This window comes from Synechococcus sp. NB0720_010, assembly GCF_023078835.1.
Classification (GTDB): Bacteria; Cyanobacteriota; Cyanobacteriia; order PCC-6307; family Cyanobiaceae; genus Vulcanococcus.
On record NZ_CP090898.1, the window covers coordinates 1,317,278 to 1,340,506 of the forward strand.

The following is a 23,229-nucleotide window of genomic DNA, read 5'->3' on the forward strand; positions in this document are numbered from 1 at the left end:
CTCGAGCCAGCCGTTGTGGATACCCGCGCGTTTAAGCGATCGCTGCATCACTCCGATCGCTACAACCGCCGCGGCTTTGGTCTGGGGGAAGAGGTGGCCGGGAGCCTTGAGCAGGCTTATCAAAGCAATCTGATCGCCAGCATCCGTGAAAACGGATACGAGCTCAAACATGGTCGACTTCAGGTGAAGTTGGCCGAAGCCTTCGGTTTCTGCTGGGGGGTCGAGCGGGCCGTGGCCATGGCCTACGAAACCCGCAAGCACTATCCGACTGAGCGGATCTGGATCACCAACGAGATCATTCACAACCCCTCGGTGAACGATCACCTGCGGGAGATGGACGTGCTGTTCATCGACGTCGAGAACGGCGTCAAAGACTTCTCCAAGGTCGCCAGTGGCGATGTGGTGATCCTTCCCGCCTTTGGCGCCACCGTCCAGGAGATGCAACTACTCAACGAGCGGGGCTGCCACATCGTCGACACCACCTGCCCCTGGGTCTCCAAGGTGTGGAACACCGTGGAGAAGCACAAGAAGCACGACATCACCTCGATCATTCACGGCAAGGTGAAGCACGAGGAGACCCTCGCCACCAGCTCCTTTGCCGGCACCTACCTGGTGGTGCTCGATCTGGCCGAAGCGCAGCTGGTCTGCGATTACATCCTCGCCAGCAGCGGTGGAGCAAACCCCAGCGCGGAGCAGCGTCAGGCGTTTATGGAGCGCTTCTCCAATGCCTGCTCACCGGGCTTTGATCCCGACCGGGATCTCGCTCGCGTCGGCGTGGCGAACCAGACCACCATGCTCAAGAGCGAAACCGAAGAAATCGGTCGCTTGTTCGAGCGCACGATGCTCAAGCGCTTTGGTCCCGCTGAGCTCAACGACCACTTCCTGGCCTTCAACACCATCTGCGATGCCACCCAAGAGCGGCAGGACGCGATGTTCGCCCTGGTGGATGAGCCCCTCGATCTGATGGTGGTCATTGGCGGCTACAACTCCTCCAACACCACCCACCTGCAGGAGATCGCCATCACGCGCGGGATTCGCTCGTTCCACATCGACACCCCTGAGCGCATTGGCCCCAGCAACCGGATTGAACACAAGCCCCTGGGGGCCGAGCTGGAGGTGGTCGAGCCCTTCCTCCCCAGCGGTCCGCTGCGGGTGGGCATCACCTCCGGCGCTTCCACTCCCGATCGCGTTGTGGAGGATGTGATTAGCCGTTTGATGGCCTTAGCCGACGCCTAGTCGAGCTGTCACAGACGCTGCAGAGCCTGGCCCCGGGCGCGCTTTACATTGATTCACCTGACCCACAACCAGGCCCTCCAACAGAGCCTTCTGCGTTGATCTCATCGGTGACCACACCTGGACCTGAGGTCGACGCCAGCGACCTGCCCCTGCGGCGCAGCGAGGACACACGGGTCCGCTGCTACAGCAGCCAATTCGCCGATGTGATGGAGATGCGGGCCCCCGCCAAAACCGTGGCGGCCTACCTCGATCGCCACGAAGGTTGGTTCCGCCGTTGCGCGGCCCCCATGGAGGTCAACAGCCTGGGGCAAAACGGCTATCGGCTCACCCTCGGCCGCTTCGGCAACTTCGGCTTCGAAGTGGAACCGACGATTGGCCTGGAACTTCTGCCTCAAAGCCAAGGCGTCTATCGCATTTGCACAGTGCCGCCTGAGCAGTTCCAACCGGGCCTGCGGGAGCTCTACGACGTGGAGTTCAATGCGGCCCTCCGTCTGGAAGAGCAAAACGCAGAGATCCCCCAGACCGATGTGCGCTGGGAGCTGGACCTCAGCGTCTGGATCAAGCTCCCGGCGGTGATTGGTCTCCTGCCCGAAAGCCTGGTGCAGAGCAGCGGGGATCATCTACTGCGTCAGATCGTGCGCCAAATCTCTAGGCGCCTGACCTGGAAGGTCCAAGAGGACTTCCACGCCACCCATGGGCTGGACTGCCCGCCAAGACGGCGGGCCCAGTTCTGATCAAGCGGGGCGGTTTTCCCAGATCTTGTTGAGGATTTGCATCCCGCTCACGGCTTGCCAGAGGAACAAGGTGAAGACCCCCATGTTCAGCATCACGTGCAGCTTGCGGGCGATCAGATTGCCCTGCTGCATTAGCGGGGACAGGGCAGCAGCCATCGCGAGTCCGCAGGTCATGGCGATGCCCACCAGCAGGTGAGGGCCGACGAACAGCTTGCCGTTGTTCAAGTAGGTGACGGCCATGCCGCCAAAAGTGCCCAGCACCATCACCGCCAAGACGGCACTGCCATAGAGGTAATGGCGTTTCGCGAACTGCCCCTTGATCAGGGTCTTACGCGCTTCGGCATCAGCGGTACGCGTTTTCTTGGCCTTGATGCCAAGGAACATCGCGTAGCCGCTCAGGGCCAGCAGGCCCCACATAGCCAGCGGGTGCAGGAAGTTGAGATTGAAGGCGAGAGCTTCCGGCATGGAGCGCTGGCGTGGTGGACGGACCGCGCGACGCTAGATCAGTGCAGGAAATGGCGGCGGCCCGTGGTGACCATCACCAGGCCCAACTCGTCGCAGGCGGCAATCGAGTCCGCGTCGCGGACGCTGCCCCCGGGCTGAATCACCGCCGTGATGCCGTACTGGGCCGCCAAGCGAACGGTGTCATCGAAGGGGAAGAAGCCATCACTAGCCAGTACGGCTCCACGGGCCTTGTCCCCAGCGGTCTCCAGGGCAATCTTGGCCGAACCCACACGGTTCATCTGACCGGCGCCGATGCCAAGGCTTTGACCGCCGCGGGCCACGGTGATGGCGTTGGAGCGCACGTGACGCACCAGACGCCAACAGAAGGCCAAATCCGCCAGTTCTTGCGGGCTGGGCTGGCGCTTGCTCACCACCTGCCAAGCGGTCTCGTCGACGGGCTGATCGTCCAGGTCCTGCACTAGAAGTCCACCCAGAACGCTGCGGAGCTGTTGCCGGCTGGCCCGCTCAATCGCCTCCGGTGCCAGCTCGAGCAAACGCAAATTGGCCTTCGCCGAAAGCAGCTCGCGGGCCTCCGGATCAAAGGAGGGCGCAACCACGCACTCCAGGAACAGGCTGGTCAGATGTCCGGCGGTGGCGCCATCGACGGGACCATTGATCGCAACAATGCCGCCAAAGGCCGAGAGGCGATCCGCATCCAGTGCCCGCTCAATCGCATTGGCGCTGCCTGTCCCAGTGGCCACGCCGCAGGGATTGGTGTGCTTAACCACGACCGCCGCAGGCTTGAAGGCGTTGCCCCCCGCAGGCTGTCCGCCGTAGCCGAACTCACGCACCGTGGCGAGGGCAGCCTCGAGATCAAGGATGTTGTTGTAGCTGAGCTCCTTGCCCTGGAGCTGCTCGCCAGCACCCAGGCCAGCCCCAGGCTGGGCGTACCAGGTGGCGCTTTGGTGGGGATTTTCGCCGTAGCGCAGGCTTTGGCGCGCGGGCAACTCCAGGCTGAACGTGCCGGCGCTCTGCGATGCCAGCTGCGCACTCAGCCACTGGCTGATGGCGGTGTCGTACTCAGCGGTGTGGCTGAAGGCTTCCAGGGCCAGCTGACGCCGCAGCTCAGGGCTAATCGCTCCAGAGGCCAGGGCCTTCAGAAAGGCGGGATATTGCGCCGGACTGGTCAGGACCGCCACGTCCGCATGGTTCTTGGCAGCTGCGCGCACCATCGCTGGCCCGCCGATGTCGATGTTCTCAATCGCCGCGTCCCAGCTGACATCGGGCCGAGCAATCGTCTCGCGGAAGGGATAGAGATTGACCACGACCACATCGATCGGGGCAATGCCCTGGTCGACCAGATCACTCTGGTGGGAGGAGTCCGAGCGCTTGGCCAGGATTCCGCCGTGAATCCGGGGGTGCAGTGTTTTCACGCGTCCCCCAAGGATCTCGGGGGCACCGGTGTGCTCAGCGACCTTGGTCACCGGAACCCCAGCGGCCGACAACGCCGCGGCCGTACCGCCGCTTGAAATCAGCTGATAACCAGCCGCCAACAGCCCCTGGGCCAAGGGCACCAGCCCTTCCTTATTGGACACGCTGAGCAGGGCCGTGGGCGCCATGGCGATGCAGAGGTCGGCAGAAGGTCCAACCTACGCAGGAGCAGCTCCCGGATCCGCCCATGACCAGCCATCCCGACCAGCTCCAACTCGGGCCTGAGAACGCGCAACAGCGACTCGTTCTGCTGCACGGCTGGGGAGCCGATGCCGATGACCTCCTGGATCTCGGGGAACTGCTCGTCAACCCAGGGACCAGTGTTGTCGCCCTGCGGGCGCCAGAGCCCCACCCCTATGGGAGCGGACGGCAGTGGTACGACCTGCAGCCCATCGATTGGGACGCCCTGCCCTCAGCACGCTCCGGCCTCCAAGCCCGGCTTCTCGCCCTCGCCGAGAGCGTCCCCCTCGAGCGGACCGTGCTGCTGGGGTTCTCCCAGGGCGCAGCCATGGCCCTTGATGTCGGCACAGCACTGCCCTTAGCCGGCATTGCCGCCTGCAGCGGCTACCCCCATCAAGGCTGGCAAGCGCCGTCTGCCTGCCCCCCCGTGCTCCTGACCCATGGCCGCCAAGACCCGGTGGTGCCGTTCATGGCCAGCGAAGAACTGCTGCAGCAACTCCAAGCCAGCGGACAGTCAGCGCAATTGCTGGCCTTTGACGGCGGCCATGGCATCGATGAATCGCTCTTCCCTGAGCTCAAACGCTTCATCACTGAGCGGATCGCGCCCAGCCAAGGCCTGCCTCAGTGAGCAACAAAAAAGCCGGCCCCATCGGGAGGCCGGCTGATGCCCTTCTGAAAGCAGAGTCTGAGAATCAGACGAAGGCGTATTCGTACTCTTCCATTTCTTCCCAGTCGTCGGCGGCCATCGCCTCGAGACCAGCAAAGAGGTTGTCTTCGCCAATGCGATCGACGATCTCTCGTAGGGAAGGGAAGAGGAAGTGGTTCTCCTCGGCGTATTGGGCACTAAACAGACCTTTTTCGCCCCAGAAGAAGCGGTCCGTGGTGTGCTCGTTACGACGCACGTTCACCAGAGCGGGAGGAACGATCCCTGACTCGGCGATGTAGCGGCGGGCAGCCGTCACCGGCTTGTATTCACCGGTCTCGATGTTGTGAACACCGACATGAGCCAGGACTCGCTGGCCAGCAAGCCGGCGGCGGCTGATGCGCTTGCGCTTTTTGGACATGGTTCAGGAACCCCGAAGGGCGGAGGGGACGAAGAGACGAAGGCAAGAGACCTTCAACAACGCCCAAACGTCTGACAGCCCAAACTGACAGCAAAGCGAGCGTTGGCGTTCAACCAGCAAAGAGACGTGTCTCTCCTGCTGTAACCTCGATGCAACAAAGTTGCAACCAAGGGCAGAAGCCATCGCCGTGCTGCCTGCGTCAGGCCGCTCGGTATTGGTCGATACCCAAAATCTTAAGACTTTTTCTCGGATTTGAACCAAGTCTCCGAAAAAAGTTCCGTTTAAGGCCGTGGACCACCACCAGAACGCCGCATAGATGCAAGTCTCCAAGCGGTTTCTCGCGCTGCTGAAACAGCAACTTGCCCAATTCGCAGATCGTCCTGATCTGCGGTCATTGGTGGTGTACGTGGCCCTCCCCAGCGCCAGTGGAGAACCCTCCCTGCTCTCGATTGGCGGCTGGCCCAAGCAAGTTTTGGCCCTCGAAAGCGATGCCAGTAGGCCATCGCAAGACGAGCGCAGTACGCGCCGTTGGCTCGCCCTGCGAGATGGACCGCTCCTACTTGGAGCCCTGCGAATCGACACCGACTGCTGGCCCTGGCCCACGCCCCTGAGTGATCGGCTGGAAGCAACAGCGCTCTGCCTCACCGAAGCGCTCAAGCTCGATCTGGAGCAACAACGACTCGGCCGTCAACTGGCCCTGCGGGACGACCAGCTCAAGCTGCTGGTCCATCAACTGCGCAATCCCCTGGCGGCCCTGCGCACCTTTGGACAACTGCTCAGGCGTCGACTCGATGGCGATAGCGCCAATCAAGCGTTGGTGGACAACCTGCTGAGCGAGCAGCACCAGATCAATCGCTATCTCGAAGCGATTGATCAACTCACCCAAACTCCCCTGCTGCCCCCCGCCCAAGAAGGCCTGCAACCGCTGCTGCTGCCGCCAGCCTTCAGCAGTGAGGACCTGCACTCCCTCAACCAAGTGCTAGAGCCCTTGCTGGAGCGCGCCGCTGGAACCGCCGCCTTGCAAGGCCGGCGCTGGGTGCCGCCTGGAGAGCTTCCGACGCAAGCGTGCAATGCCGCGGCCGTCTCCGAAATCGTGGCCAACCTGCTGGAGAACGCCTTCCGCTACAGCCGCTCTGGTGGCGGCGTCGGCCTGGTTTGCCAGGAGCAGGGCGATCAGCTCGTCCTGGCGGTATGGGATGAAGGGCCCGAAATACCCAGCGCCGAACGGGAGAAAATCTTCCGCAAAGGGGAACGGGGCAGCACCGGCCTTGCCCTCGACGGCAGCGGTCTGGGGCTGGCGCTAGGCCGGGACCTCGCGGAACGCATCGGCGGTGCACTGGAGCTACGGGTGCCGCCCTCCGGTCTCGATCCCAAACTGCCCAGCGCTGGCAATGCCTTCCAACTCAGCCTGCCGAAACGGCCAACAGCAACAGGATCCAACTAAGGCTCCACTCCACGCAAGCGCCGTAGCTGTCGCCGCTGTGGCCGCCCAAGCGCCGGCCCAACACCCAAGGAATCAGCATGGCCGGCAGCACACCGAGCCAGCCCAACCCGGCCCATGGACTGAGCCCGAGTCCCAGCAGCAGGCCGCTGAGGGCAAAAGCCAACAGCAACGAGGGCACCAATTCAGCCAGCAGACCCTGCCAATGGCGCAGGTGAAAAGCCGCCGTGCCCTCGCTCTGGCGCAGATAGGGAAACCACTGCATCGCAAACAGCGGTGAAACCCGCGCCCAAACCGAAGCCCAGACCAGGGCGAAAGGCGCCAGGGGGCCAAGCCAGGCCAACGCCGCAGCGCGCAGCAAGAGAGCCACCAACAGCGCCTGGACCCCGCTCGCCCCAACCCGGCTGTCGTCCATGGCCTCCAGACGACGTTCAGCAGGGGCGGCCAGGCCATCGGCCGTATCCATCAGCCCATCGAGATGCAGCCCGCCGCTCAGGCTGATGCCCAGGGCCAAGACCAGGGGGATCTGCACCAGCGGACCCGCGGGCGCGAGCAGCTGCCACAGCGCTGCCTCCAACAGCCCAATCGCCAGACCCACCCAAGGGGCAAAGCGGGCAATGCGCTCAAACCGCGGCGTGACCCCGGGCGGCAGCGGAAGGACGCTGTAAAAAATCCAGGCTCCAGCCCAATCCCTGAGCATGCAGGCGGCCAGCAACGATGGGGCTAGATGATCCTGCCGCCTCGATGAGCTTCCACTTCGAGATCACGGCCCGCTGCACGCGCACCGCCGCCCGTTGCGGCTGCTTTCACACCCCCCATGGCGTCGTCACCACCCCGCGCTTCATGCCCGTGGGGACGCTGGCCACGGTGAAGGGCGTCACGCCGGCGCAACTCAAAGCGACCGGGGCGGAGATGGTGCTCTCCAACACCTTCCACCTGCACCTTCAACCCGGTGAGCAGATCGTGGCGGATGGCGGCGGCTTGCACCGCTTCATGGCCTGGGACGGGCCAATGCTCACCGACTCCGGCGGCTTTCAGGTCTTCAGCCTGGGAGACATCAACACCATCAACGACCGCGGCGTGGTCTTTCGCTCCCCCCGCGATGGGGCCCGGATCGATCTCACCCCAGAGCGATCGATGGCGATCCAAATGGCCCTGGGTGCCGATGTGGCAATGGCCTTTGACCAGTGCCCGCCCTATCCCGCCACGGAAAGCGAGGTGGAGACAGCCTGCCGCCGCACCCATGCCTGGCTGGAGCGCTGCATCACGAGCCACACCAAGGACGATCAGGCCCTGTTCGGGATCGTGCAGGGGGGCTGCTTCCCGCACCTGCGCGAAGAATCGGCACGCGTCATCAGCGCCATGGGACTGCCAGGCATCGCCGTCGGTGGTGTGAGCGTGGGCGAGCCCGCCGAAGAAATGCACCGGATCGTGCGCCAGGTCGGCCCCTTACTTCCCGATGACAAGCCCCACTATCTGATGGGCGTTGGCACCCTCCCTGAAATGGCTATCGCCGTGGCCAATGGCTTCGATCTCTTTGATTGCGTGCTGCCCACCCGCCTGGGACGCCACGGCGCGGCCCTGGTGGGCGGCGAGCGCTGGAACTTGAAAAACGCCCGCTTCCGCCATGACCACAGCCCACTCGATCCCAGCTGCAGCTGCCCGGCCTGCACGGTCCACAGCCGCGCCTACCTCCACCACCTGATCAAAACGGATGAGCTGCTCGGAAAGATCCTGTTAAGCCTTCACAACATCACCCAACTAGTGCGCTTCAGCACAGCGATGGGACAGGCCATCCGTGACGGCTGTTTTTCAGAGGATTTCGCTCCGTGGGAACCAGCCTCTCCGGCCGCCCACACGTGGTAGCTTCCGTCCTTAGCCAACGACGAAACCAGGATGGCCGCCTACGCCCTGCAGACCCTGGCCCAGCTGCCCGAGGCCTACCAAGCCTTCGGTCCTCTGATTGACATCCTGCCGATCATTCCCCTGTTCTTCCTGCTGCTGGCCTTTGTCTGGCAAGCCTCCGTCGGCTTCCGCTGATTCCCGGCTGAGCAGTTGAGAGAAAAAAGCGGTGGGGGCTATTTGGTCTCCACCGCTTTTTGATGGCCATCCGGGATTAGCACCCGCGCAAGACGGCCCAGGCAAATTCCGGCAGCGCCAACATCCGGCGCCAACGGCTTGGCTCTTGAACGAGGCGATACAGCCATTCGATCTGCAAACGGCACATCCACTGGGGAGCACGCTGTTTCGCGCCCGACCAGACGTCAAAACTGCCGCCAACTCCCATCCAAATACCGGGCTGATCGGCATGCATGCGCTGGATCCAGGTCTCTTGGCGCGGCACACCCAAGGCCGCGAGCACCAGATCCGGCCTGGCCTCGCGGAGTTGCTGCTCAATGCCGGGCCACTGCTCCGGGCTTTGATAGCCGTGGATGCTGAACTGCAGGTTCAGGCCAGGAATCTCTTTTTTCAGCCGGGCCGAGACCAGCGCCATCACCTCGGGGCTAGCGCCCACCAAAGCCACACGCCAGCTGCGGGCAGCCGCCTCGACCAGGAGCTGACGGGCGAGCTCAATACCTGGACTGCGGCGCACCCGGTAACCCTGGCGCTTGAGAGCCCAGACCACACCGGCACCATCAGGGATCACCAGATCCGCCGCCGCGATCGCCCCACCTAGGGCGGGATCGGCCAGGGCCGACATCGTCATCTCGGCGTTCAAGGTGACGATCTGACCGCCCCCCCGTTGCTTCAAGGCCAGGGCGGCCTCGAGCACATCGGCGGCCACGGCCACCTGCACACCCAAGACCTGGGCGGTCTCCCAGGCGGGCTGATCAAACGCATTGGGGCTGGCGGGAGTCGCCATTGATGCCGTCGTGGATAGGCCGCACGGGAGAATCTATGGCTGGCCTTCAGGCAGTGCTCGCCCATGACCCTCAGCAGCGCCCCGGTTGCGAACAGCGCCGCACCGCTGCAGCTGAGTGCCGCTGAGGCTTGGCAGCGCCTCCAAGAACTGGACCGGCAGATCGATCAGGTGGTGCTGCAGCGCCAACACCCGATCACCGGCCTGCTCCCCGCCAGCACCGCCAACAACGTCCACGGCAACTACGGCGATGCCTGGGTGCGGGACTGCGTCTACTCGATCCAATGCGTCTGGGGCCTCGCCCTGGCCCATCGGCGCCTGAGTGGCACCACCGCCCGCGTCTACGAGCTGGAGCAGCGGGTGCTGCAACTGATGCGGGGTCTACTCAACGCGATGCTGCGCCAGGCCCACAAGGTCGAGCGCTTCAAGCAGACCCTCTCCCCGCTCGATTGCCTGCACGCCAAATACGACACCGGTAGTGGCGACCCGGTGGTCCCCGATGACGGCTGGGGGCACCTACAGCTCGATGCCACGGCCCTATTCCTGCTGCAGCTCGCCCAGCTGACCCGTTCGGGACTGGTGGTGGTTCAAACCAGCCACGAACGGGACTTCCTGCAAAACCTCGTCTATTACGTGGCTCGGGCCTACAGGGTGCGCGACTACGGCATCTGGGAGCGGGGGGACAAGGGCAATCACGGCCTACCCGAGCGCAACGCCAGCTCCATTGGTCTGGTTAAGGCTGCCCTCGAGGCCCTGGAAGGCCTAGATCTCTATGGCCACCACGGCAGTGGTCAGTGCCACCTGCACATTCCCCACGACGCCATCGTGCGGCTGCGGCGCGCCCTCAGCGGCCTGTTGCCCCGGGAATCAGCCAGCAAAGAAGTCGATGCGGCCTGCCTCTCGGTGATTGGCTACCCGGCCTGGGCCGTGGAAGACAGCGCCCTTGTGGAGCGCACCCGCGACAAGATCCGCACCGAACTGGGCGGGCCCTACGGCTACAAGCGCTTCCGCCGGGACGGCCACCAGACCGTCGTCGAGGACCACAACCGACTGCACTACGAACGGGAGGAACTGGCCCAGTTCGAGCACATCGAATGCGAATGGCCCCTGTTCCTGGCCTATGAGCTGATCACGGCCTGCTGCGAAGAACGCTGGAGTGAGGCCTGGAGCTGGCGGGAGCGACTGCGCAAGGTTGCCGTCGACGTGGACGGAATCGAGCTGCTGCCGGAGGTCTATGTGGTGCCGAAAGCCAGCATCGAGGCCGAGCGCAAACAACCGGGAAGCCAGGAGCGCATTGCCAACGACAACGTCCCCCTGCTCTGGACGCAAAGCCTGACCTGGCTGAGCGACCTGATGCTGCTGGGCCTACTGGAGCCGCAGCAACTGGACCCCAGCGAACGGCGCCGCAGCCGCAGCCTGGGGGCGCCTCAGGTCCTGGTGAGTTTCGTCCCCGCCCGCGAGCACATCGCAGCGGCCTTTGAACAGGCGGGACTGGCCGTCAGCCGCCCAGGTCCCAGCAACATCGCCAGCTCCAAAGAGTTGGGCCAGCGGATGGCCCAGGTGGGCGCCAATGCGCGACTGGGCCTGAGCGGTCATCCGCGGCTGCGCATGGAGACCATGGCCACGGCCCGGCTCTACCGCCAAGACGGCCAAACCCTGGCCTTTTTGCCAGCGGTGCTGGAGGAGGACACCTTCTATCTCTCCGATGACCCGGAGCAACTGGTGGATGCGGTCACCAACGAAATCAGTCAGTTGCAACGCCACTGGCGCGGCAGTGGGCTACCGCTGCTGCTGATCCCTGTCGAAGAAGGACCCTTCCAGCGCAGCCCTGACACCTTCTTGCGACTTGGGGAGACCCTGCGGAGCGGCGTGCTGGGTGGAACCGCGGTGCAACTCGGCAGCTTGGACGACCTGGCCAACCAAGCCTGCTGGGCGGATCTGCCCAATGCGCAACCGGAGGCTGCCGTGAGCGCTGCGGAGCCCATCCAAGGACTGCAGAGCAGCGGCCTGGACAAACCGCTGACCGCCGAACAAGAGCAAGAGCTGGAGGAATCCAGCCTGGATGCGCTGCTGGAGCGGCTCTGGCAAAGCGCCTCCCTACAGGAGCAAGCCGAGTTGCTTGAGCTCTTGGTCCGCCGGCTCGGCCTCTCGGCCGTCCTGACCGGACCCAAGGGCAATGCAACACCCAAGGCCCTGTTGGAGGAGGCCTATCGCCGCGCCCTCAAGGATGGGGACTGGAACGTGGTGCGGCGCTGCGCTGGAGTCCTGGGCTTGGTGCATCCCCAACTTGAAGATGCCCTCACCGATCTCTTGGTGCGCCAGAAACAGGTCGTTGTTGGACGCAACTACACCAACGACTCCCTGATCACCCAGCCCCTCAGCAGCAAGGCGATTGCAGCCATGATCCGCCTCTACAGCGGCGAGGACAGCCGCGAATGGGTGCTGCAGCAGGAACTCCTGCTGGCCCTCGATGGTCTGGCCCGACGTGATCCCGCCCTCCTCAGCGGCAGCCTGACCCTGCAGCTGGGACAACTGCTGCTGCTGCTCACCAGTGAAGTGGCCGGGGAGCAGAACCTCTCACCGAGTGAAGCCTTCGAGGCCCTCTGCGACACGCCGCCCCACGCCATCGGACGGCGGCTCAAGCAGGTGCTCAGCGATGTGGAGCACGCCAAGGCCGCCCTGCAACGCAAGGAGCAACTGCACCTCAGTGGCCGGGTGAGCTGGGAGGCTCCTGAACCCTTGGAGGAGCTCGAAAAGGGTGAAAACTGGCTGAAACACCGGGAGCGTATGGGTGCGCTGCAGAACGTGCCCCGGGACTTCCACCCCGGAATCTGGAGCCTGCTGCACCACTGCCGCGGCCTGGTCATCGGCGACAAGCTCGAGCGCCGCAACCGGCTCGAGAGCGCGCCGCTGCTCAAGGAGAAGACCCCCGGCGAGCGCAACTTTGCGGTCCACGTCGAGCACCTGCTCAGCAAGATTGAGGCGCCCGAATACCGCCGCCTCTGCATCGAGACCCTGGTCACCCTTATTGCCTTCGTCGATGCCAACCCGGAGGTCAGCGTCGCTGACGACCTGGTGCTGGATGTGGTGATTGGCCACGCGGTCCGCGTCGGCTGGCAGCAGCGCCATCCGGAGATCGATCCCGCGGAATACGGCAGCCACAAAGGCGATGCCTGGGATGCCTTCTATCGCTCCTCACCAGCCGACTGCCGCCGCTGGCAGCTGCTGGCGCTGAAAGAACTGGCGGAGATGGCCTGAGTTAGATCGGCTCCGGCAGGGTCATACAGATGTTGGCCTGCTCAACGCACTGCTCGATCAGATCAGCCAGCAGCAGGGCCCGCGACGCCTGAGGGCCGTCAACGGCGGGCTTCTCCTCACCGCGAACGCACTGGAGGAAGTGCTCCAGCTCAGCGACAAGGGGGTCCACCGGCGAGGTGCTGACCTCTTCGATGAATCCGTCGTTGCGATACAGCAATTCACCGTGGTCAGCGCTGAAGGACTGGTGGGTCCGCCGGTGAATCTGCAGGCTGCGGTTGAGGAAATCGGTCTCCACCAGGGCGCTGCGGCAGTGAGCAGAAAGGCTGCGGATCTTGCGATGCGCCATCTTGCTGGCGGTCAGGCTGGCGACCACACCATTGGCAAAGCCCAAGGTGGCATTGACGTAATCGATCGGTCCGTCGGCGCTGCGGCCGCCGGCGGCTGCAAGGCGAATGACGGGAGCCTGCGCCAGTTCCAGTACCAAATCGATGTCATGGATCATGAGGTCCAGCACCACCGAGACGTCATTGGCGCGGTCCGGATTGGGGCTATGGCGGCGAGCCTCCAGCACCACCACCTCCTCGCCAGCCACCACCTTGACCAACTCGCGGAAGGCCGGGTTAAAGCGCTCGATGTGCCCCACCTGCAGCAGACGGCCGGAGGATTTCGCCGCTCGAATCAGATCGGAGGCCTCATCTTGGGTGGCTGCGATCGGCTTCTCGATCAGGACGTGGACGCCCGCGTCAAAGCAGGCCATGCCGACGCGGTGGTGCAGGAGCGTCGGTACCGCGATGCAAACCGCCTCGACTTCCTTCAGCAGCTCGGTGTAATCCCCAAACCAGCGGCAGCCAAACTGCTCGACCGCAAGCTGACCGCGATGGGGGTCGGGATCAGCTACCCCGACAAGCTCTGCATCCTTGAGCAGGCTGAGCACCCGGGCGTGGTGCCAGCCCATGTTTCCGATTCCGATGACCCCAACGCGGACTGGCTTCATGGCGTTGGTGTTCCGGCGCAGTAATTATCAGGGATCAAAGGTCGTCATCGCTGACGGGCTCTGCCAAACGGCGACTGATCTCTACACGGTCAATCCGGGGACCATCCATCGCGAGGACCTCAAATTGATGCCCCTTCCAGAACACACTTTCTCCGGGTGAAGGGATGTGCTGCAGGCGCTCCAAGAGAAAGCCGGCGAGGGTGTGATGTTCGTCGGATTCAGGCAACTGGAGGTTGAGCTCCCGGTTCAGCTCATAAATCTCCAGATCTCCGGCCACCAACCAGCTGTCGTCCTGGAGCTGCTGGAGATCCTCCTCGGGATTTTCGGGATCCTCCTCTTCGCCGACGATCTCGCTGGTGAAGTCGGAGATCGTGACCAGACCCTCGGTGCCTCCGTGCTCATCCACCACCAGCAGTAGCGGTTGACCACTGCGAATCAAGGGCAGCAATTCAGCGACTGGCGTGGTCTCTTGAACCTTGGTGACAGGGGTGACATAGGGAGCCAACGGTGTGTCGCGCTGGAGAAGTCCCTTGGCAATGGGTTCCGCCAAACGCCTGAGGTCCAGCACCCCGCGCACGTCATCGAGGGAGCTGCCCAAGACAGGGAAGCGGGCGTGGTGGGTCGTATGGACGGCCTCCATCAGCTCACCAAAGCGCACCTCCAAAGACAGGGTGACCATGCCCGAGCGGGGGACCATCACCTCCCGAACCTGGGTATCGCGCAGAGAAAAGAGACCCTCCAACATGTCGCGCTCATCGGGCATCAAGCCGGTGACGCTGTTGGACTCAATCAGGGTTTCGAGCTCACCCGCTGAGAGGGCCGGCACCAACTGATCCCAGTTGCGCGGCAAACCCAGTAGGCGCAGCACCCCATCACCCAGACGCTCCACCACCGCCAAAAACGGCGCCAGGGTCCGAATCAGGTTCTCCAACACCGGCGCCAGCCGCAGTGCGGTGGCTTCCGGGCGATGCAAGACCCAGGCCTTCGGCACCAAGCCGCCCAAAAGAGTGGCCAAGAGCACGAGGACCGCAAACACAGCGATGTCCCACCAGACCTGCTGACCGGAGGCAGCGGAGAGCCGTTCCGCCAGGGCGCGGCCACTCCAGCCCAGCGCCAACAGGGCCATGGCCATGCCGAGCTGCGTCGCCACCAGGGCCCGGCGCAAACGCCGCTGCAGGCGTGCCACCGCGGTCGCGCCGGCGTGGCCGTCCTCCTCGAGCAACTGCACCCGGGTCGGGCGCAGGCGAATCAGGGAAAATTCGGAGGCGGCGAAAAAGGCCAGCAGGATCAGCAGTGCCGCCGGAGCCAGAAATCGCATCGCCAAAGAATGGGGGTCGCGAGGATCGAACTCGCCTAAGGCGGATTATGAGTCCGCTGCATTCACCAGATTGCTAGACCCCCAGCGGGTGTGGTTTACCACAGGCCCCGCACGGGAGCAGAGAGGTTGCTGCAGCCGCCCTGGGGCAACCCTTGGCAGAAGCCATTCGAGACATCGGCCGTGCGCCAAGGCAGGGGGGTGCTCTGCTGATCCAGCAGCACTTGATAGGTGTTCTCGACCGCCGAGCCGTCCCAGACGATCGTCTGATCGGGGAAGCCCAAGCCCATCACCCGGTTGCCCTCGCGGCCGCCCATGGCAATGCCGAGAACATCGGTGATCTGATTCACGACGCTGACTCCACGGGCATAGGGCGCGGTGTAGCTGAAGAAGCGCTGCTCCATCAGCTCAGCCGTGGTCGTCACTGGCCCGCAGCGACTCACCTCCACCAGCGGAGAACCATCGAGGGGCGCCTCGATGCTGGTGCGACAGACAACGGGGCCCGCTGACGCAGCAGGGATCAGTGATCCCGCCGCAGCGGCAGCGATGGCGAGTGAGCGGAGCAGCTGCATCCCTTAGGGCTCTGGGCTCTAGGCGCAAACTAGACAAACCGAGAGCTCGACGCCAGCGGAGTGACTACCACCGTTTCCCTGCCTTCCACCAGCACCGAACAGCGGCAACTGCTGCTGGAGCTGCTGGCCACGCGGGCCTACCGCCACGGCAACTTCACCCTGGCCTCCGGTCGCACCAGCTCTCACTACGTCAACTGCAAGCCCGTCAGCCTCAGCGGATTGGGCCTGGCGCTGCTGTCGGCCCAAATGCTGGAACTCGTCGAGCCCGGCGCCGTGGCCGTCGCGGGCCTCACCCTCGGCGCCGACCCCCTGGTCAGCGGCGTAGCCCAAGCCGCGGCCTTGGCCGGTCAAGCCCTGGATGCCCTGATCGTCCGCAAGGAAGCCAAAGGCCATGGCACCGGTGCCTGGCTGGAAGGGCCCCTGCCGGAAGCGGGCAGCCGGATCACCGTGCTCGAGGACGTGGTCACCACCGGTGGCTCCTCCCTCAAAGCGGTCAAGCAGTTACGGGAAGCGGGGTATGTGGTCGAGCGCGTCGTGACGATCGTTGATCGCCAGGAAGGCGGCCTGGCTGCCATGCAGGAGGCCGGCCTGGAGCTGCGCAGCCTGTTCCAGCTGGATGAAATCGCAGCCGCACATCAGGCATGAGCGCAGCCAGCCGCTGGGGCACTCCCGTCAGCTTGATCCGCCTGGAGGGCAGCGACACCCGCCGCTTTCTCCACGGCCAGAGCAGTCAGGCGATTGAACTGGCCAAACCCGGAGACTGCCTGCCGACCTGCCTGATCAGCCCTACGGCCCGAATGCGCGGCCTGGCGCTGGTCTGCGTCGATGACACAGGTGCTGACTTGATCGTCATCGCCGGCAATGGTGAGGCCATCCGCGCCGGCCTGGATCGGGTCCTTTTCCCCGCCGACAACGTGCGGCTGGGTGCGGCTGAGCCGGCCACCCTCTGGAAGTGGCAGGGCGACGCCCAAGCCGAGGACAGCGTGCAGCTACGCCCCGGCGTCGACCTCGGCAGCGGTGCCGATGCCGGCGTTGTCTTGCAGCGGTCCGGCGAAGCGCTGCAGCCTTGGCTCGCTGACCTGCCGGAATGGTCTGACGACCAAGTGGAAGCCAACCGCCTGCGCCATGGCCTGCCCGCCGAACCGAGCGAACTCAACGACGACACCAATCCCTTTGAACTAGGGCTGGCGAACTGGGTGAGCCTGAACAAGGGTTGCTACGTGGGCCAGGAGACCCTGGCAAAACTCGCCACCTATGACGGGGTCAAGCAACAGCTGCGCTACTGGGAAAGCAGCAGCGCCCTCGAGCCCGGCACAACCCTGAATAGCGCCGGCGGCGAGCGCGCAGGAGTGGTGACCTCCTCTCAGGGTTGCCGGGGGCTGGCGCTGATCCGCCGCTCTCAGCTCGAGGCCCGCACCCTGCAGGCAGGCGGCACCGAGCTGACCATCAGCACACCCCTGGCCTTTATCGCTCCTCCGATCGGCGCTGGCGGTCAGGGCTGATCGAGAAGCCAACGGGCGACCACCCAGGTCGCCAGGGCATCGTCGTGGTTGTAGCGGAAGATCCGGCGCAGGTTCTGGCGGGAGCCACGGCCATCGGCGCCGGCTCCGCCGAGGCGCCATCGGCGCCACCAGAGCAGAGCCCGAGCCCCATCGACACCCTGCTGGCTCCAACGGAAGCCGAGCCAACTGGCCACCGCCTTGAGCCCGTAGCTGTTGGTGGGCATCCACCAGTGCTGGCGCAGGCGCTGGTGCACATCCAGCATCCGGGCCCGCAAAGCCTTGAGCTCCCGCTCTCGCACGCCCAAGCGCTGGCCCATCTTCACCAGGGCCAAGACCTCCGTTTCGCCGAAGTGCAACACCGGCCAATCGGGATAGGCCTCGAGCAGACGCATCAGGCGCTGCCAGAGCCGCTCTTCACCGTGTTCCAGCAGGGCCAAAACCGGGTGGTAAGGCGCAGCGGAGGCCTGGGCTAGATCCGGCCAAGTGCCGTCGGGATTGCGCGGCAGCCGCACAAAGCCATGCAGGAAATCGTCCCGGGCATCGGGATCCGATTCGATGTCGTAGATGAGCACCCCAGGTGCCTTCGCCAACTCCGGCAGGGCCGCCAGAGGGTCGCGCCGCAGCGGTTCGCCCCTGGCCTGCACCTGGGCTTGGGTGACCAGCTGCGGCGCAATCTCGGCGTGCTGCTCGCCATAGGTCATCAGGCGATCCGCCAGGTCGTCTGGATCGGCCTCAGCCAAGGAACCGAGACGATCGATCCCCAGCTCCATCAACATGTCGCGCCGCTTGGCGCCGATCCCACTGACTTCGCTGAGGTGTCCCTCGGCCGCGGCCACTTGGTCACAGCTGGCCTTCCAGCTGCAGAGCACGCACTTCTTGCGATCGGCCACCAAAGGAGGCGGCGTGGGCCGGCGCAGATCCTCGGCCAGGCGCTCCAGCGCCTCATCCAGCTGTCGCGGCAGGCTGCCGGCCAAGGGGACGGTCTCCTGCTGCAACCCCCGACCTGATCCCGAGAGCACCAAGGCGGTTCGAACCGGTGCCTGTTGCGCCTCCGCCAGCAACCGCCCCCAGAGGGCCAGGACGTAGCGGTGCTCGCGCGTCGTCCGCCGGCCCGGCCGAAACAACACCGGCCGATAGCTGTGAGGCCCCCAACGGCTTTCGCCTTTGACCTTCTGGAGCAGGGGCGGGTGGGCCTCGACGCCTTCACCCTTCAGCCGCAGGCCCACCACCGCCGGCGCTCCGGCCTGGGCTGCCGCCTCACCATGGCCGGGGCGGTCAGGGAACAAGGTCGCGAAACTGCGGCGCTGCTCATCGAGCTGCAGTTCACGGTGGGATGTCCAGAGCCGCTGGTCGCTATCGCCATGGCAATCCAGCCAGGCGCGGCGCTTGCAGCGCAACCAACTGCGCAAGAGCCGGTCGTTGAGCAGGATCTGAGCTGGCACCCCCTGACGCTAGGTGGCCGCCGCAGGCTGCTAGCACGTGGATGTCGCCCCTACCCTGCTCCGATGGCTTCAGCGCCCCTGCCCCTGGAGGCCAGCCCCATTGCCTTCGGCACCGACGGTTGGCGCGGCATCCTCGGCGTGGACATCACGGTCGAGAGGCTCCTGCCGGTTGCTGCCGCGTCCGCCCGGGAACTGGAGGCCTCAGCACCCGCAGGACTGAACAGCCGCGAGATTGTGATCGGCTATGACCGCCGCTTCCTCGCGCCGGAACTCGCTGAAGCGATCTGCAGCGCGGTGCGCGGCGCCGATTTGGTGCCGGTGTTGGCGGAAGCGCCCATCCCCACTCCAGCCGCCAGCTGGGCCGTGGTGGAACGCCAGGCCCTCGGTGCATTGGTGATCACCGCCAGCCACAACCCCCCGGAATGGCTGGGCCTGAAGATCAAAGGCCCCTTTGGTGGGTCGGTGGAAGGGGACTTCACCAAGCGGGTGGAGCAGCGGCTGCAGGCCGGCGGCATCTCCGTGCCGATCCAAGGCGAGACCCTGCGCTTTGACGCCATGGGGACCTACCTCGCGGGCCTCAAAGCCAAGGTGGACACCGCAGCTCTAAGCGCCGGACTCGAGCGCCTAGGCCTGCAGGTGATCGTCGATCCGATGCATGGCTCCGCGGCCGGTGGACTGAGCCGCCTACTCGAAGGTGCCGCGAAAAGCGATCACCTGCGCGAAATCCGCTCCAACCGCGATCCTCTCTTCGGCGGCAACCCGCCCGAACCCCTGGCCCCCTACCTGCAGCAACTGATCGCAGAGGTGCGGGCCTCGACCCTGGCCGGCCGGCCGGCCGTGGGCATCGTCTTTGACGGTGATGGCGATCGCATTGCCGCGGTGGATGAACACGGACGCTTCTGCAGCACCCAGCTGCTGATGCCCCTGTTCATTGATCACTTGGCCCGGTCCAAGGGGATGAGCGGTTCGGTGGTGAAAACCGTGAGCGGATCTGATCTGATGCAACTGGTGGCCGAAGACCTTGGCCGGCCGGTGCTCGAGAAGGCGGTGGGCTTCAAATACATCGCCGCTGAGATGCTCAGCAGTGACGTGCTGGTGGGCGGCGAGGAATCAGGCGGTGTTGGCTTCGGAAGCCACCTGCCGGAGCGCGATGCCCTCTACGCGGCCTTGCTCTTAATCGAGGCGCTGGTGGAGGGGAGCCAACCCTTGGGCGTTCGCGTCAGTGCCTTGCAGGAGCGCTGCGGCGGTGCCGCGGCCTACGACCGCCTGGACCTACGCCTCAAAGACATGGCCACCCGGCAGCGGCTGGAGGACTTCTTAGCCAGCACCCCGCCAAAGGAGGTCGCCGGATCCCCTGTTCAAGAGGTGATCACCACCGACGGAGTGAAACTGCGCCTCGGCCCCAGCCACTGGCTGATGCTGCGCTTCTCCGGCACCGAACCCCTACTGCGGCTCTATTGCGAAGCCCCGAGCGAGGCGCGTGTCGCTGAAGTTCTCGCCTGGGCCCGCCAACTGGCCGAAGCAATCTGATGACTACTCTGGTGATCGCCAGCGGCAACGCCGGCAAGGTGCGTGAGTTCGCTCAACTCCTGGAGGACCTGGGCCTCGACACCCAAGCCCAGCCCGAGGGAATTGAGGTGGAGGAGACCGGCAACACGTTTGCGGCCAACGCCCGCCTCAAGGCCGAGGCCGTGGCACAAGCGACAGGTCAGTGGGCCCTGGCCGACGATTCCGGCCTCAGCGTCGATGCCCTCGGCGGCGTCCCCGGAGTGCACTCAGCCCGCTACGCCGCCACCGATGCAGCACGCATTGAACGGCTCCTACAGGAGCTGAATGAAGCGGGCGCCATCGACCCGGAGGCCCGTTCCGCACGCTTCACCGCCGCCTTGGCCCTCGCTGACCCCAGTGGTCGAGTGGTCCTTGAAGTGGAAGGTCACTGCCCAGGCCAAATCCTGATGGCATGCCGAGGCGATGGCGGCTTTGGTTACGACCCCGTCTTCTATGTGCCGGAAGTACAGCTCAGCTTTGCGGAGATGCCCAAAGCGCTCAAGGCCGAAGTGGGGCATCGGGGCCGCGCCTTCGCAGCCCTAAAACCCCAACTGCAGGCCCTGCTGGCTCAAGAGAGGCAGTAATCCAACGCCAGGCTTACCGAATTGTGAGGAGCCGGGGCTTCCTCTGGGTTGAAGCTGGCCGAGAGGGCGCGGTTGTAGGGCATCGGCCTTGGCCCATAGCCGCCACGCTGATTAATCCGCAGCAACTGAACCCTGCGCAGCCCAAGGGCATCGGCCGTGGCCTGGGCCTGGCGCTTGCCGTCGGCCAAGGCCTGGCGCATCAACTGAGCCTGCACTGTTTCCGCACTACCGCTCGCAGCCAGTGACGTGAAGCCACGCAGGCTCACCCCAGGCAACGTGCCTGCTGCCTTGATCAGGGCGTCATAGTTCGCCTTGCTGACCTCTCCCGAAACACTGGTGCTGGCCCGCTGCCGCCGAGGTCCAGCGCTGCCGCCGCCAATCGCGTAGGTGCGCGGTGCAGGAATCGTCATCCGCCCACTCACCAGTGGAGTCAAGGCTTTGCGCAGCTGCTCGAGTCGGGCACTCATCTGCGCCATCGCCTCGGCCTTCGTGGCTGCCTCGGCATCGAGGCCGAGGTTGAAGCGAAAACGGTCAAAGGCGGTGGTGCCGCTTTGGCTGACCTGCAGTTGATAAACGGTGCCGCCGCAGCGATCACCGCCCCCGGCCTGGGCGGGTTGGATCAGCGCCAGGGGCGAGAGGGCAGGAACCAGGCAGAAGCCCAGGGCGGCGGATCGAAGGCTGAACATGGCTCAGAGGGCTAATCACTCCTGTCTACGGGCAATCCAAGAGGCAGCAACAACCGGATCAAGCCACACCTGCGACCAAATCCAACTGGCCGCTCAGATCACCCCCAGATCACCCACCGCAGGACGCCATTGCTGCAGGGTCCACTCCACCCCGCCACTGAGCACCATCGGGTCCTGCTGAATCAACGCTTCGGCTTCGCTGTAGTCACCGGCCTGCAGCAGCAACATCCCGCCGCCGCCGGGCTGACCCTCGCCATCCACCAAGTAGCCGCTGCTGAGCACCTGACCTTCGCCACGCAGCTGCTCGATCCAACGACGATGGGCCTCGAGATGGGGCTTCATCTCGACGTAGGACCGCAGGAAGCGCTCGGTTTTGACAAACCAAGGCATCAGGCCTGGGCCCAACTCCCATGCAGGCCGTGGGGCACCGCCAGCGGGAGCTCCAGCACAGCCACCTCCGCCAAGCTGGTTGCATCAAGGATCACCAGATCACTGGCACAGCGGGCGCCGTTCCAGACCAGGCAGAGCACCCAGCCGTCGTCCTCGGCCGTGGCACCGGGGCGGGGCACCATCAATGGCTCGCTGACAAAGCCACGGGGCGCCGCGCTCCAGACCCGGCCCGCTCCGGTGCTGAGATCCAGCTTCTTGATCGCCTGCAGCGGATCATTGCCGCACTCCCGCTCCGCCACGGCCATCCAGCAATAGCGGGCCTCCAGGCCCTGCCGCTCGGGGTTGACCATCGCGAACTCGCAGGTGCGCGATTCGAGTACTTCGGTGCTGACAGCACCGCTCTCGAGATGGATACGGCAACGCACCAGTTGCCCCTCTGGAATCGACTCAAAATCGACCTGGCGGAAGTCCACATCCGGACCGATCGAGGGGAAGTCGTCGTAGTAGATCGAATCCACCACCAGCTCCTCGCCGTCTTCAAAGGCATTGAGGTGGTGGAAGACAAAGCCCTCAGGAGCAGGGATCTGCAGCGGTTTGCCCTCTCCGCTGCGGGGAATCAGCCAAAACTGCCCTTTTTCGCCAGGCTTTGAGCTGAGGCACTGGGCGGCACCCTTCTGGCCGATGACAAAGCCCGTCGGGTTGAAGGCGACGGCGTTCTGCAGGAAGACCGCCCAGTTCGGGGTGATCGCGAAGTCATGCAGAAAAGCAAAGCCCTTGAAGCTGTGGCGGCTATCGGCCAGGAGCGCTCCGGTGCTGGAGAACTCCATCAGCCGAATCGTGCTGCGGGGACCGGCCTTCACGCCAAAGGTCACCATCCGAGGCTCGCCATGGTGGCCTGGGTCAAAGCGGGGATGGGCACTGAAGGCCTCACCGGGCTTGAGCAACCCATCCAGCCGGCTTAGGCCGCGGGTTTCCAGGGTCTCAGGGTCCAGCGCATGGGGTTCGGCTGCCTCCCACAGAGCCAATAGCTGATCCCCCAGCCGCACCACATGGGTGTTGCCGATGTTTTTCAGACGCAGGTCAAAGGCATTGGCGGCAATGCCGCCGGGCTTCTGGGTGCCAAAGACACCTCGGTAGAGGAATTTGTCCGCCTGCTCCTCGGCCTCAAAGCCCTCGGTGCGCACAAAGCGATTGCGCAGCTGGACCTGACCTCCCTCAAACCGCAGGGCGGTGATCATGCCGTCCCCGTCAAAGGGGTGATGCACCCACTGACCACCCCGCTCCAACCGACCGGGACCATTCCGATACAAGGTGCCCTCGAGCTCAGCTGGAATCGCGCCCCGGGCTGCGGTCAGCGCGACGCCATCAAGCTCGACGCCAACATTGCGGAAGGCGCTGGCCCAATCGGAGCGGTCGTAGCCGAGAGCGGGGGCGACGGTCATGGGCAAAGACGCTGAGCGACGCCGCCATCATCGCGTAACGGAGTGT

At 64.8% G+C, this 23,229-nt stretch carries 23 protein-coding genes and 1 tRNA gene; 11 read left to right on the forward strand and 13 right to left on the reverse strand.

What is annotated here, in order from left to right; genetic code table 11:
* The first annotated feature begins 15 nt into the window (after positions 1–15).
* Positions 16–1,236 carry a 4-hydroxy-3-methylbut-2-enyl diphosphate reductase gene (locus tag LY254_RS07075; protein WP_247476336.1) on the forward strand — a complete coding sequence of 407 codons (1,221 nt, stop codon included), beginning with the start codon at positions 16–18 and terminating at the stop codon, positions 1,234–1,236.
* 95 nt (positions 1,237–1,331) lie between these two features.
* Positions 1,332–1,970, forward strand: a complete 639-nt coding sequence (locus LY254_RS07080) for a DUF1997 domain-containing protein (protein ID WP_247476337.1) — start codon at positions 1,332–1,334, stop codon at positions 1,968–1,970.
* On the opposite strand, the gene LY254_RS07085 is transcribed toward LY254_RS07080, so the two are convergent.
* Both LY254_RS07085 and purH read right to left on the reverse strand, forming a co-directional pair.
* Positions 1,971–2,435, reverse strand: a complete 465-nt coding sequence (locus tag LY254_RS07085; RefSeq protein ID WP_010314472.1) for a DUF4079 domain-containing protein — start codon at positions 2,433–2,435, stop codon at positions 1,971–1,973.
* Positions 2,436–2,473: 38 nt separating this feature from the next.
* Complete coding sequence (gene purH / locus LY254_RS07090) at positions 2,474–4,033, reverse strand: bifunctional phosphoribosylaminoimidazolecarboxamide formyltransferase/IMP cyclohydrolase (protein ID WP_247476339.1); 1,560 nt, start codon at positions 4,031–4,033, stop codon at positions 2,474–2,476.
* Positions 4,034–4,092: 59 nt separating this feature from the next.
* Here purH and LY254_RS07095 point away from each other — a divergent pair, with 59 nt between their 5' ends.
* Complete coding sequence (locus tag LY254_RS07095) at positions 4,093–4,713, forward strand: alpha/beta hydrolase (RefSeq protein ID WP_247476341.1); 621 nt, start codon at positions 4,093–4,095, stop codon at positions 4,711–4,713.
* 64 nt (positions 4,714–4,777) lie between these two features.
* Here LY254_RS07095 and LY254_RS07100 read toward each other — a convergent pair whose 3' ends face one another.
* Positions 4,778–5,149: a DUF3155 domain-containing protein gene (locus LY254_RS07100; RefSeq protein ID WP_010314468.1), complete on the reverse strand. Its 372-nt coding sequence runs from the start codon at positions 5,147–5,149 to the stop codon at positions 4,778–4,780.
* A 316-nt stretch (positions 5,150–5,465) separates the two neighbouring features.
* On the opposite strand from LY254_RS07100, the gene LY254_RS07105 reads away from it, so the two are divergent.
* Positions 5,466–6,593, forward strand: a complete 1,128-nt coding sequence (locus LY254_RS07105) for a sensor histidine kinase KdpD (protein ID WP_247476343.1) — start codon at positions 5,466–5,468, stop codon at positions 6,591–6,593.
* Here LY254_RS07105 and LY254_RS07110 read toward each other — a convergent pair.
* Complete coding sequence (locus tag LY254_RS07110; RefSeq protein WP_247476345.1) at positions 6,553–7,290, reverse strand: adenosylcobinamide-GDP ribazoletransferase; 738 nt, start codon at positions 7,288–7,290, stop codon at positions 6,553–6,555. The two genes, LY254_RS07105 and LY254_RS07110, sit on opposite strands and share 41 nt — an antisense overlap.
* Positions 7,291–7,334: 44 nt before the next feature.
* On the opposite strand from LY254_RS07110, the gene tgt reads away from it, so the two are divergent.
* Together tgt and LY254_RS07120 are read left to right on the forward strand one after the other, a co-directional pair.
* Complete coding sequence (gene tgt / locus LY254_RS07115) at positions 7,335–8,456, forward strand: tRNA guanosine(34) transglycosylase Tgt (RefSeq protein WP_043705370.1); 1,122 nt, start codon at positions 7,335–7,337, stop codon at positions 8,454–8,456.
* Positions 8,457–8,486: 30 nt separating this feature from the next.
* On the forward strand, positions 8,487–8,630 hold the full coding sequence (locus tag LY254_RS07120) for a photosystem II reaction center protein K (RefSeq protein ID WP_010314460.1): 144 nt from the start codon (positions 8,487–8,489) through the stop codon (positions 8,628–8,630).
* A 76-nt stretch (positions 8,631–8,706) separates the two neighbouring features.
* Here the strand turns inward: LY254_RS07120 and LY254_RS07125 are convergent, their stop codons facing one another.
* Complete coding sequence (locus LY254_RS07125; protein ID WP_247476347.1) at positions 8,707–9,453, reverse strand: WecB/TagA/CpsF family glycosyltransferase; 747 nt, start codon at positions 9,451–9,453, stop codon at positions 8,707–8,709.
* Positions 9,454–9,516: 63 nt separating this feature from the next.
* Here LY254_RS07125 and LY254_RS07130 point away from each other — a divergent pair, with 63 nt between their 5' ends.
* On the forward strand, positions 9,517–12,708 hold the full coding sequence (locus LY254_RS07130) for a glycoside hydrolase family 15 protein (RefSeq protein ID WP_247476349.1): 3,192 nt from the start codon (positions 9,517–9,519) through the stop codon (positions 12,706–12,708).
* Position 12,709: 1 nt separating this feature from the next.
* Here the strand turns inward: LY254_RS07130 and LY254_RS07135 are convergent, their stop codons facing one another.
* The 4 genes from LY254_RS07135 to LY254_RS07150 form a co-directional block, all read right to left on the reverse strand.
* Positions 12,710–13,702: a Gfo/Idh/MocA family protein gene (locus LY254_RS07135; RefSeq protein ID WP_247476351.1), complete on the reverse strand. Its 993-nt coding sequence runs from the start codon at positions 13,700–13,702 to the stop codon at positions 12,710–12,712.
* Between the two features lie 34 nt (positions 13,703–13,736).
* On the reverse strand, positions 13,737–15,020 hold the full coding sequence (locus tag LY254_RS07140; protein WP_247476353.1) for a hemolysin family protein: 1,284 nt from the start codon (positions 15,018–15,020) through the stop codon (positions 13,737–13,739).
* 10 nt (positions 15,021–15,030) lie between these two features.
* Positions 15,031–15,103: transfer RNA gene (locus tag LY254_RS07145), tRNA-Ile, on the reverse strand.
* Between the two features lie 12 nt (positions 15,104–15,115).
* Positions 15,116–15,589, reverse strand: a complete 474-nt coding sequence (locus tag LY254_RS07150) for an Occludin/ELL family protein (protein WP_247476355.1) — start codon at positions 15,587–15,589, stop codon at positions 15,116–15,118.
* A 60-nt stretch (positions 15,590–15,649) separates the two neighbouring features.
* On the opposite strand from LY254_RS07150, the gene pyrE reads away from it, so the two are divergent.
* Positions 15,650–16,234: an orotate phosphoribosyltransferase gene (gene pyrE, locus LY254_RS07155; RefSeq protein ID WP_247476357.1), complete on the forward strand. Its 585-nt coding sequence runs from the start codon at positions 15,650–15,652 to the stop codon at positions 16,232–16,234.
* The gene (locus LY254_RS07160; RefSeq protein ID WP_247476359.1) at positions 16,231–17,091 is read left to right on the forward strand and encodes a folate-binding protein YgfZ; all 861 of its coding nucleotides are present in this window, start codon (positions 16,231–16,233) and stop codon (positions 17,089–17,091) included. The genes pyrE and LY254_RS07160 overlap by 4 nt, the downstream gene beginning before the upstream one ends.
* On the opposite strand, the gene LY254_RS07165 is transcribed toward LY254_RS07160, so the two are convergent.
* Positions 17,082–18,533, reverse strand: a complete 1,452-nt coding sequence (locus LY254_RS07165; RefSeq protein WP_247476361.1) for a TM0106 family RecB-like putative nuclease — start codon at positions 18,531–18,533, stop codon at positions 17,082–17,084. The genes LY254_RS07160 and LY254_RS07165 overlap by 10 nt on opposite strands.
* A gap of 63 nt (positions 18,534–18,596) precedes the next feature.
* Here LY254_RS07165 and LY254_RS07170 point away from each other — a divergent pair, with 63 nt between their 5' ends.
* Entirely contained in the window at positions 18,597–20,063 is a 1,467-nt protein-coding gene (locus LY254_RS07170; RefSeq protein ID WP_247476363.1) for a phosphoglucomutase/phosphomannomutase family protein, read from the forward strand.
* The gene (gene rdgB / locus LY254_RS07175; RefSeq protein ID WP_247476364.1) at positions 20,063–20,665 is read left to right on the forward strand and encodes an RdgB/HAM1 family non-canonical purine NTP pyrophosphatase; all 603 of its coding nucleotides are present in this window, start codon (positions 20,063–20,065) and stop codon (positions 20,663–20,665) included. Before LY254_RS07170 ends, rdgB begins: the two co-directional genes overlap by 1 nt.
* On the opposite strand, the gene LY254_RS07180 is transcribed toward rdgB, so the two are convergent.
* From LY254_RS07180 to LY254_RS07190, 3 genes are all read right to left on the reverse strand, one after another.
* The gene (locus LY254_RS07180; protein WP_247476366.1) at positions 20,650–21,351 is read right to left on the reverse strand and encodes an SIMPL domain-containing protein; all 702 of its coding nucleotides are present in this window, start codon (positions 21,349–21,351) and stop codon (positions 20,650–20,652) included. The genes rdgB and LY254_RS07180 overlap by 16 nt on opposite strands.
* A 93-nt stretch (positions 21,352–21,444) precedes the next feature.
* Positions 21,445–21,741, reverse strand: coding sequence for a YciI family protein (locus LY254_RS07185; RefSeq protein WP_247476368.1), 297 nt, complete (start codon positions 21,739–21,741; stop codon positions 21,445–21,447).
* Positions 21,741–23,183, reverse strand: a complete 1,443-nt coding sequence (locus LY254_RS07190) for a carotenoid oxygenase family protein (protein WP_247476370.1) — start codon at positions 23,181–23,183, stop codon at positions 21,741–21,743. Before LY254_RS07190 ends, LY254_RS07185 begins: the two co-directional genes overlap by 1 nt.
* Positions 23,184–23,229 lie beyond the last annotated feature (46 nt).